The organism is Azoarcus taiwanensis (assembly GCF_012910885.1).
In the GTDB taxonomy this organism is placed as follows: domain Bacteria; phylum Pseudomonadota; class Gammaproteobacteria; order Burkholderiales; family Rhodocyclaceae; genus Azoarcus_F; species Azoarcus_F taiwanensis.
In genome coordinates, this window is sequence record NZ_WTVM01000158.1 from 1 (window position 1) to 7,668 (window position 7,668).

11 protein-coding genes are annotated in these 7,668 nt (G+C 60.8%); 8 read left to right on the forward strand and 3 right to left on the reverse strand.

The features are described from left to right. Positions 1-107 precede the first annotated feature (107 nt). Complete coding sequence (locus tag GPA21_RS17765; protein WP_168989439.1) at positions 108-1,013, reverse strand: integron integrase; 906 nt, start codon at positions 1,011-1,013, stop codon at positions 108-110. A gap of 174 nt (positions 1,014-1,187) precedes the next feature. Here GPA21_RS17765 and GPA21_RS17770 point away from each other — a divergent pair, with 174 nt between their 5' ends. From GPA21_RS17770 to GPA21_RS17805, 8 genes are all read left to right on the forward strand, one after another. Continuing rightward, entirely contained in the window at positions 1,188-1,850 is a 663-nt protein-coding gene (locus GPA21_RS17770) for a hypothetical protein (protein WP_168989440.1), read from the forward strand. Positions 1,851-2,237: 387 nt separating this feature from the next. After that, entirely contained in the window at positions 2,238-2,789 is a 552-nt protein-coding gene (locus GPA21_RS17775) for a GNAT family N-acetyltransferase (protein WP_246262044.1), read from the forward strand. Positions 2,790-2,826: 37 nt separating this feature from the next. Further along, positions 2,827-3,420 carry an NAD(P)H-dependent oxidoreductase gene (locus GPA21_RS17780; RefSeq protein WP_168989441.1) on the forward strand — a complete coding sequence of 198 codons (594 nt, stop codon included), beginning with the start codon at positions 2,827-2,829 and terminating at the stop codon, positions 3,418-3,420. A gap of 161 nt (positions 3,421-3,581) precedes the next feature. After that, positions 3,582-4,253 (forward strand): hypothetical protein, encoded by a 672-nt coding sequence (locus GPA21_RS17785; protein WP_168989442.1) that lies wholly within the window; start codon positions 3,582-3,584, stop codon positions 4,251-4,253. Between the two features lie 92 nt (positions 4,254-4,345). After that, positions 4,346-4,843, forward strand: coding sequence for a GNAT family N-acetyltransferase (locus tag GPA21_RS17790; protein WP_168989443.1), 498 nt, complete (start codon positions 4,346-4,348; stop codon positions 4,841-4,843). A gap of 9 nt (positions 4,844-4,852) precedes the next feature. After that, positions 4,853-5,269: a VOC family protein gene (locus tag GPA21_RS17795; RefSeq protein ID WP_168989444.1), complete on the forward strand. Its 417-nt coding sequence runs from the start codon at positions 4,853-4,855 to the stop codon at positions 5,267-5,269. Positions 5,270-5,455: 186 nt separating this feature from the next. Continuing rightward, positions 5,456-6,073 carry a LysE family translocator gene (locus tag GPA21_RS17800; RefSeq protein WP_168989445.1) on the forward strand — a complete coding sequence of 206 codons (618 nt, stop codon included), beginning with the start codon at positions 5,456-5,458 and terminating at the stop codon, positions 6,071-6,073. A 238-nt stretch (positions 6,074-6,311) separates the two neighbouring features. After that, the gene (locus GPA21_RS17805; RefSeq protein WP_168989446.1) at positions 6,312-6,698 is read left to right on the forward strand and encodes a hypothetical protein; all 387 of its coding nucleotides are present in this window, start codon (positions 6,312-6,314) and stop codon (positions 6,696-6,698) included. 111 nt (positions 6,699-6,809) lie between these two features. Here GPA21_RS17805 and GPA21_RS17810 read toward each other — a convergent pair whose 3' ends face one another. Then, the gene (locus GPA21_RS17810; protein WP_168989447.1) at positions 6,810-7,172 is read right to left on the reverse strand and encodes a hypothetical protein; all 363 of its coding nucleotides are present in this window, start codon (positions 7,170-7,172) and stop codon (positions 6,810-6,812) included. Beyond that, the coding region (locus GPA21_RS17815; RefSeq protein ID WP_168989448.1) for a chromosome partitioning protein ParA at positions 7,169-7,668 on the reverse strand (500 nt) is incomplete at its 5' end. The genes GPA21_RS17815 and GPA21_RS17810, both read right to left, overlap by 4 nt.

Sequence of the window (7,668 nt, forward strand, 5' to 3'; positions counted from 1 at the left end):
ACCCTCGGGTCCAGGACAGCTTCCACATCGAACACCACTGATTCCCTTTCCATCTCTGACTCCTTCAAGTCGATGGGTGGGGAAAATTCGATTACCACAGGTGGGGATTATTGGATTACCGCTGACACCTGAACCGTGCGGATATCCTGACCGCTCTCAAGCAAGTGGGTTGCGAACGAATGCCGCAAGGTATGCACGGTGACAGGTTTGCAAAGACGCGCCTGCTCGGAAGCGCGTTTGACCGCGCGTTGCAACCGTTGCTCATACAAGTGATGGCGCCGCAAAACACCACTGACCGGATCCCGAGCGATCCGATCCGAAGGCCATAGCCAGAACCAGGCCCACGATGACCCTGCACGCGGATACTTGCGCGCCAGCGCATCTGGCATCCATACCGATGGCCGCCCCTCGTCACGATCCGCCTCCCACACCCGGCGCGCTCGCTCGAGCTGCCTGCGCAGCGCCCCATGTAACGCCCCAGGCAGCATCACCCGTCTGTCCTTACCGCCCTTGCCCTCGCGCACGATGATCTCATTGCGATCGAAATCGACATCCTTGACCCGCAGCCGCAGTGCCTCCATAAGACGCATTCCAGTGCCGTACAGCAAACGCGCCAGAACCCCCTCCGCACCATCGAGAGCATCCAGCAAACGTCGCACCTCGCTGGACGACAGCACCACAGGCACCCTTTCCCGCTTTTTTGGACGACCGATCTCCTTCATCCACGGCAGATCAATGCCGAGAACCTCCCTGTAAAGAAAAAGCAGCGCCGACAGCGCCTGATTGTGGGTTGATGGCGCAACCGAGCGTTCATTCGCCAACCAAGTCAGAAATGCCTGCACCTCGGCCGCGCCCATCTCACGCGGATGCCGCAAGCCTTGATGACGGACGAACATCCTGATCCAATAAACATAAGCCTTCTCGGTTCGTATGCTGTAATGCTTGTAACGAACGCATGCCCGCACCTGATCGAGAAGCCTCGGAGCCTGCCCTGACGACGATGTTGAAGACATGCCGGGTTTCCGGTTGAGTAAACTACTGAACATGCGTACAGCATAGTACGCTAGAACCATGAGTGCAATGACAAATGCAATGCATCAGTTCTACGGTAATATCCGGCAGAAGTCGGAATATCCGTCATTTTTGACGTATACAACACGTTAGCCACTTAGCTCAATCAATTCCCAATGCCCTGGACTCAGCGAAACGACAAGCTAATCGGGACCAACGGAGAGATCCTTGATCTTTGGCCCCAAGAGTTCTGGTATCTGGCCCCTGCACGCGTTACATATACGCCTGGTGAGGGCGTCGTTCGCCCACTTGAGTTTGCTGTTCTGCTTCACAACGCCGTGAAGGGCGAAGGGCTAGTCACTTCACTCGACGTACTGCTTTCTGGAATCGAACCATCGACCGAAAAGCGAGGGGCTGCCGCTGAAGCCGAAGCTCTCCTTGAAGAAACACGCCAGTCTGTCAATCCTGCGTTGCCATCGAGACTTCGCTCCTATTTTCTAAATTACGACCGCGCGGTCGCTGAAAGGCGTTCGGCTACCATGTTTCGTGACAGCCGACGGCTGGTGAGGTGCTATCTCATTCGCAATGGTGGTCGATACCACTTCGCTGACGTCGATGTCTACGAACGGCTCGAAGGGCGCCCCGATGACAGGGTGTTGGCAGCAAAGTATTGGGAGCTGTTTCAGCCAAAGACGGAAGATGAGTTACATAGACTCGAAGTCCTCGCAGATAGCGCTCTCTATTTTCCAGACTGGCAAGAATTTCCCACTCTCGATGACAGAGTGCTCATGCGTTGGTCGCTGGACAACCCGACACCGCAGAGGGAAGAACGTGGCTAACCCTACGCTCAAGTTCGCTCCCTGCGGTCGCTGGGATGCGCCTTCGGCGCGCCCCTTAGCTCCACGTTAGCGGTTCCCAGTGAATCGAAGAAGGCTCTCTCGCATTCTGTGGATCTGCTTCACCATCAGCGCCTTGCACATCATGCTACTGGCGCTCACTCGCCTGGACACGTTTCAAGATACGCCGCTTGAAGGTTTTTGCATGACGCTTGTATTTGTGCCCTACTTCTTGCACGGGCTTGGGCTGCCTGTACTGATGGATGATGGCCTGGCGGGTTGGGGGTGGCCTTCTCCGAACGGGCTTGGGTGGTTTCTTTCTGCGATAAGCTGGCTCTCGCTGTATATGATTGCGGCGATAGGGGTTGAGCGGCTTGCGTGGAGGTCCAGATGACGCTTGCAGGACCGGCTACCCCTGCCTCGACCGATACCGACCCCTCTCAGCTACTCCCCTGCCCCGCCATGCACATTCAAGTGGACGACCTCTCAGGCCCGGAAGTTATCGAACTCCTTGCGGAGCACCTTCGGAACATGTACGAATGGTCGCCACCCGAGAGTGTTCACGCGCTCGATCTGGCCGGGCTCAAGGTGCCCGAGGTAACCTTCTGGACTATCTGGGAGAACGGCGTGCTCATGGGGTGTGGTGCGCTCAAGGAGATCGACCCGCTGCATGGGGAGGTGAAGTCGATGCGGACGCCATCGGCCAGGCGCGGGAAGGGTGCGGGCCGATTGATGCTTGAGCATATCTTGAAGGTTGCGCGGCAGAGGGGCTACCGGTTGTTGAGCCTGGAGACCGGAAGCCAACCCGGCTTCGAGCCCGCGCGCAAGCTCTACGAGCGCTTCGGCTTCGAGTACTGCGGTCCGTTCGGCGGCTACACGGCGGACCCGAACAGCGCCTTCATGCAATTGCACCTGCCGGTTGAAGGCGATCTCGAGCGGTGACCGGCATGATTGTCCGTTTGCACAGGTGGGTTTCAGCATGAGATGTCTTGTCGTCGTTGCCCATCCGATTGGGGACAGCCTTTGCCAATCACTGGCTCAAACTGCGGTTCAGGCGCTGACCGAGGCCGGGCACGAGGTTCGGGTCGAGGACTTGTATGAAGCGGGTTTTTCGCCCTCCCTCACGGTCGATGAACGGACGACCTATTACCGCCCCCCGTTCGACGCTTCCGAGGTGCAAGCACAGATCGAGCGATTGCTCTGGGCCGAGGGTCTCGTAATGGTGTTTCCGACCTGGTGGTTTGGTTTTCCCGCGATTCTGAAGGGGTGGTTCGACCGTGTCTGGGCGCCCGGCATCGCCTATGACCACGCCAGCGATCTCGGCCCCATCAAGCCCAGGCTTCACAACTTGCGGCGGGCGCTTGCGCTTACCTCGCTGGGCTCCCCCTGGTGGGTTGACCGCTTCGTGTTGCGACAACCGGTTAAACGCGTGTTGAAGACTGCGCTGCTTGGCACATGCGCGCCAAAGTGCCGCTTCGAAATGTTGTCGCTCTACAAGGCCGAGAATCTTTCGGCCGATGAGGTGCGCGTATTCGGTGCTCGGGTTCGGCGGACACTTGCCGGATGGTCTTGACCTTCCGGCCACTGCAAATGATGCTCGCCCGACATTGGGTGTGCACCGATGCGGACACCGTCGCGCCCGTTCAAACATCACGAACACCCTGATTTAGCGGTTCCCGACGAGCTGATCTGCATATACATTGCTGACATCACTCCCCCTGCCGGAAGCCGCCGATGTCCAGTGCCAATGTGAAGCTACGCATCTCCTTCGATTTCGACCTGCAGGTTCCCGACGCATTGCTGGGCTTGGATCACGAACCCTTGCTGAAGGCGCTGCAGGCCGCACTCGGGCCAACCGTCATGCAGGGCATGCCGACGGTGTCGGCCAAACAACTCGGCAAGAGCGACATCAGCCTGCTGCATCATCACGCGCACATCGACGCTTCAAGACTCGGGGTCAAGACGATACCGCGCGAGCTGCTGGTCTCGGCAGCACCGCATCTGACGGACAGTGAACTGGACACGCTCAGTCGGGCGATGCTCGGCAAGACGCCCGACTCGGACGCCGAAACCCGGCGACTCCTGCGTCGCAAGGCGCTGGCCATGGTGAGCGACATGCGCCTGGTCGACTGCGTGGTGAGCGCAGAGCTGACCAGCGGTGAGGTCGTCGAGTTGGAAGCTGCGCTCAACCTCACGAATGGCGCTGTGATTGTCGGCGAGAAGGATCGCAAGCAACGCCTGAAGCCCAATCAGGCGACGCTGCAGGTGCGGGCGGGCACGCCAGAGGTCTCGCTGCCCGCCACCTTATCCGGACAGACGATCTCGGGGCCGGTCATCGGCGTCGAGGTATCGGAGCTTGGCGCACACCGCGACGCGCTGATCGAGGCCTGGCAAGCCAGCCACTGACCCGTTGCGCGCTCTTTCCGGACAGCAGGGACCGGCATACGAGGCTATCCTTCACAAGGTGCGAGCAATCGGCTTTGGGAAGTTGAGTCATCATGGATATACGAATTCGCGACCTGGCAAAACGTGATCTGCCAATGATCAGCCAGTGGCTGAATGCAGAGCACGTCCGCGGCTCTTGGGGAGACCCGGAGGGCAACCTGCGTTTGTTGAGCGAACCATCAGCCAGTGGGCATTGGCGGGGGATCATCGAGGCGGATGGGCGCGCGGTGGGCTTGGTGATGTGGCAGCACCCTACCCGCGAGGAGTTGGATGTGGCCAGCCTGAACGACATCCCCACCAGCGTGATCGACATCGACATCATGATCGGCGAGATTGACGCGCTCGGCCGGGGAGTCGGGTCGGGAGCGATACGCCTGGTCGCCGAAGCGGTCTTGTCCGACGCCTCGGTGCCCTTCGTCATCGGGTGTGCCCATGTCGACAATCTCGTCTCGCAGGGAGCGTTCCGCAGGGCAGGCTTTCGCAAGGACAGGGAGTTCGACGACGTGCCCAATGGGCTATACGTGCTGATGGTACGTGACCGCACAGCCTGAGGAGACGACATGAAGCCAAGAATCAGCATGATCACCCTCGGAGTGAACAATCTCGAAGCGTCGGTTCAGTTTTACGAAGAGGGGCTTGGCCTGCCGAGGATGGATTCGCCGCCCGAGGTGGCCTTCTTCACGCTCAACGGCAGCTGGCTTGGGCTGTACTCGCGTGACGCGCTGGCGGAAGACGCGGGGATATCACCCGAGGGGTCCGGGTTTGCCGGCATCGCCATTGCGCACAACGTCGATTCCGAAGCGGCGGTCGACGATGTCTTGAAGCAGGCGGTGGCAGCCGGCGCGAGGCTCGTCAAACCTGCGCAGAAGGTCTTTTGGGGTGGCTACTCGGGGTACTTCGCCGATCCGGACGGGTATCTGTGGGAGGTGGCGCATAACCCGCTGTTCTGGGTGGGGCCGAGGGATGAGGGTTTGTGAGCTGCCAGAATGACCCACTCCTCGACTTCGCCCTTGATCCACCCCCTCCTGGCCAGGAGTCTCCGCTTCGCATCGCCGCTTCGGCGGCAGCGAGTGATGCTCGCTGATAACCCGGTTCCGCGGGGAGGAAGCGTCTCGAGCGTCTGCGGGTCAGCTCAGACTCATTCGTGCCATTGAGGCAAGTCCATGACCGTAACCGAAGCCCTGGCGTTGTTCATCGTGATGTTGCCCCTGGCCGCCATGCCCAGCGCCAGCGTTGCGCTCGTGGTGGCTCGTTCCGTGAGTGCCGGGCGAAGGAGTGGCGGCTTCGCGGCGCTGGGTATCGTCGCGGGCGATCTGGTCTTCGTGGCTGTGGCGCTGCTTGGCGTGAGCGCGCTCGCGGGCTGGCTGGGCGCCTTCTTCTCGGTACTCAAATACTGTGGGGGCGCCTATCTGATCTGGTTCGGCTGGCGCTTGCTCACGTCGAAGCCTTCGGTGGAGCTACCGCGCGCGAAAGCCTCCGGGTCGTCGCTCGCGGCGGATTTCGCGGCCGGCCTGTTGCTGACCTTGGGTGATGTGAAGGCGATTCTTTTCTACGCCAGCCTGTTTCCCGCCTTGATCGACGTGACGACGATAGCGGCCTGGGACATCGCGCTCATCGCGGCAATCACCGCCTTTGCAGTCGGAGGCACGAAGCTGGTGTATGTGTTCTTCTCCTCGAAGATCGTCGAAAAGCTGCGCAAACCGGTCGTATCCGACGCTCCTCGCAAGCTCGGCGGCCTGCTGATGATGGGTTGCGGTGCGGTGCTGGTTACCAAAGCCTGATCGAGCAATGCGTGTCGCCGAGCCGCTTCATGACGGTTCGAGTCGGCGCCTCCTCCGAAGAGTCTCCCGTCTGGATGGGACCACTCTCTTTTGTCATAATCCGGGTTGGCACGGCCGAGCTACTGGACCCGCATTGAGACAGCATCGCTCCAGCGGTGCAAGACTGGGAGGTCGTCATGGCCATACGAATACGTCACCGTATCCCCAACAAACCGCTCGCCCGCGCCAAAGGACCTGAATGGATAGGAAACGAATCGCGCTGCTGCTGGCGTTTTGCGAAGCACTGGTAGCGGTGCCCCTGTATGGCATCTACACCGCGCCGGTGCAGTTCTTCGGCGCCACCGGATACTGGTCGCCAATGACCCTGATGCTGAACACGCTCAGCGTCGTGTTCCTGATACTTCCGCTCGCGGCGCTCTACGGCGTGTTCCGCAATCAACGCTACGGCTACTGGTGTCTGGGTTTGTTTCCGATGGTGGCACTCGTGTTCGGTGTGACCGCGATTCCTTTCGTGAAGCACTTGTACGGCAGTGCCGTCCTGCTGAATTCAGTGTTCATCATCGTGATCAATACCGGTATGTGCCTTGCCGCAGTCTGGCTCTATCACACACGCACCCCAAAATAGTGTGCGAAGCACGCAGACCTGCCACTGCCGCGACAGCGCTTGTCCTCGCCACGCCTGCCGCAGGTACAGAACGAGCTGGAGTAATACGCTCGCACGGTCCAGGCGCGGCGCTTACCGCTTTTTGCCCTTTCTGTCCTTCTTCTTCGGCTTGTCGGCCTCGAGCGCAGGAAGACGCGCAGCCAATTGCCGGACGGCGGCGTCGCTCATCGACTCCAGCGCCAGCAGCCCGGCGCGCAGAATCGTGGAGCGCGCTTGCTTCTTGCTGGCGGCGGGCAAGCATCGTTCGGCGATTGCAGCGAGGCGGGCGAGATCGCCCTCGCCCATCGCGACTTCCTTGCTGATTTCCGCTTCGCGCTCGGGCAGAACCGGTGCGCTCGCGCGTGCCGGCTTTGTGGGCAGCCGACGACGAATGGAGGCGTCTTCGTTCTGAAGCGCGGAGCGCAAGGCGGTTTCGACGTTTCGGTGGGTAGTCATTTTGGCCTCGCGAGCAGTCTGAGCAGCGCGTCGGTAACCCGAGCGACTTCTTGCTGGGCGATTTCGGCGGCTTTGCCGAGGTCCAGTACCGAGCCGCCGACTGCGGCACTCTGGGCGAAGGCGTTGCGCTGCGACAGGCCGACCCGGAGCACCGGCAACTCGAACTCGCGCAGCAACTGGATGACCGAACTCGACAGCGCAGTGCGTTGGGCGCGGTTAACGACGATGGCACCGCTGAGCTTGGGACGCTTGCGCATGGCCTGGAGCACCAGGCGCTCGACCGCGCGGGCAGACCACAGGTCCGGCGGGCTGGGTACCACCGGCACCAAGGCAACATGGGCACGCGCGAGCGCAGCCGCTACATGCGGGTGCTCGATGGACGGCGGGCAGTCGATGAGCACGATGTCGAGTCCGGTGGCGAAGGCGTCGATGGCCTTGGCGATCGCGTCCGCATCGCCGGAAAAACCCTTTACCACCGCAGGGAAAGGAGAATCCG

Bases quoted from the DNA above. Each gene is read 5' to 3' on its own strand.
- GPA21_RS17795 (WP_168989444.1), top strand. From the start codon at position 4,853: ATGAAGCCAAGAATCAGCATGATCACCCTCGGAGTGAACAATCTCGAA.
- GPA21_RS17780 (WP_168989441.1), top strand. From the start codon at position 2,827: ATGAGATGTCTTGTCGTCGTTGCCCATCCGATTGGGGACAGCCTTTGC.
- GPA21_RS17775 (WP_246262044.1), top strand. From the start codon at position 2,238: ATGACGCTTGCAGGACCGGCTACCCCTGCCTCGACCGATACCGACCCC.
- GPA21_RS17785 (WP_168989442.1), top strand. From the start codon at position 3,582: ATGTCCAGTGCCAATGTGAAGCTACGCATCTCCTTCGATTTCGACCTG.
- GPA21_RS17770 (WP_168989440.1), top strand. From the start codon at position 1,188: ATGCCCTGGACTCAGCGAAACGACAAGCTAATCGGGACCAACGGAGAG.
- GPA21_RS17765 (WP_168989439.1), bottom strand. From the start codon at position 1,013: ATGTCTTCAACATCGTCGTCAGGGCAGGCTCCGAGGCTTCTCGATCAG.
- GPA21_RS17810 (WP_168989447.1), bottom strand. From the start codon at position 7,172: ATGACTACCCACCGAAACGTCGAAACCGCCTTGCGCTCCGCGCTTCAG.
- GPA21_RS17790 (WP_168989443.1), top strand. From the start codon at position 4,346: ATGGATATACGAATTCGCGACCTGGCAAAACGTGATCTGCCAATGATC.
- GPA21_RS17800 (WP_168989445.1), top strand. From the start codon at position 5,456: ATGACCGTAACCGAAGCCCTGGCGTTGTTCATCGTGATGTTGCCCCTG.
- GPA21_RS17805 (WP_168989446.1), top strand. From the start codon at position 6,312: ATGGATAGGAAACGAATCGCGCTGCTGCTGGCGTTTTGCGAAGCACTG.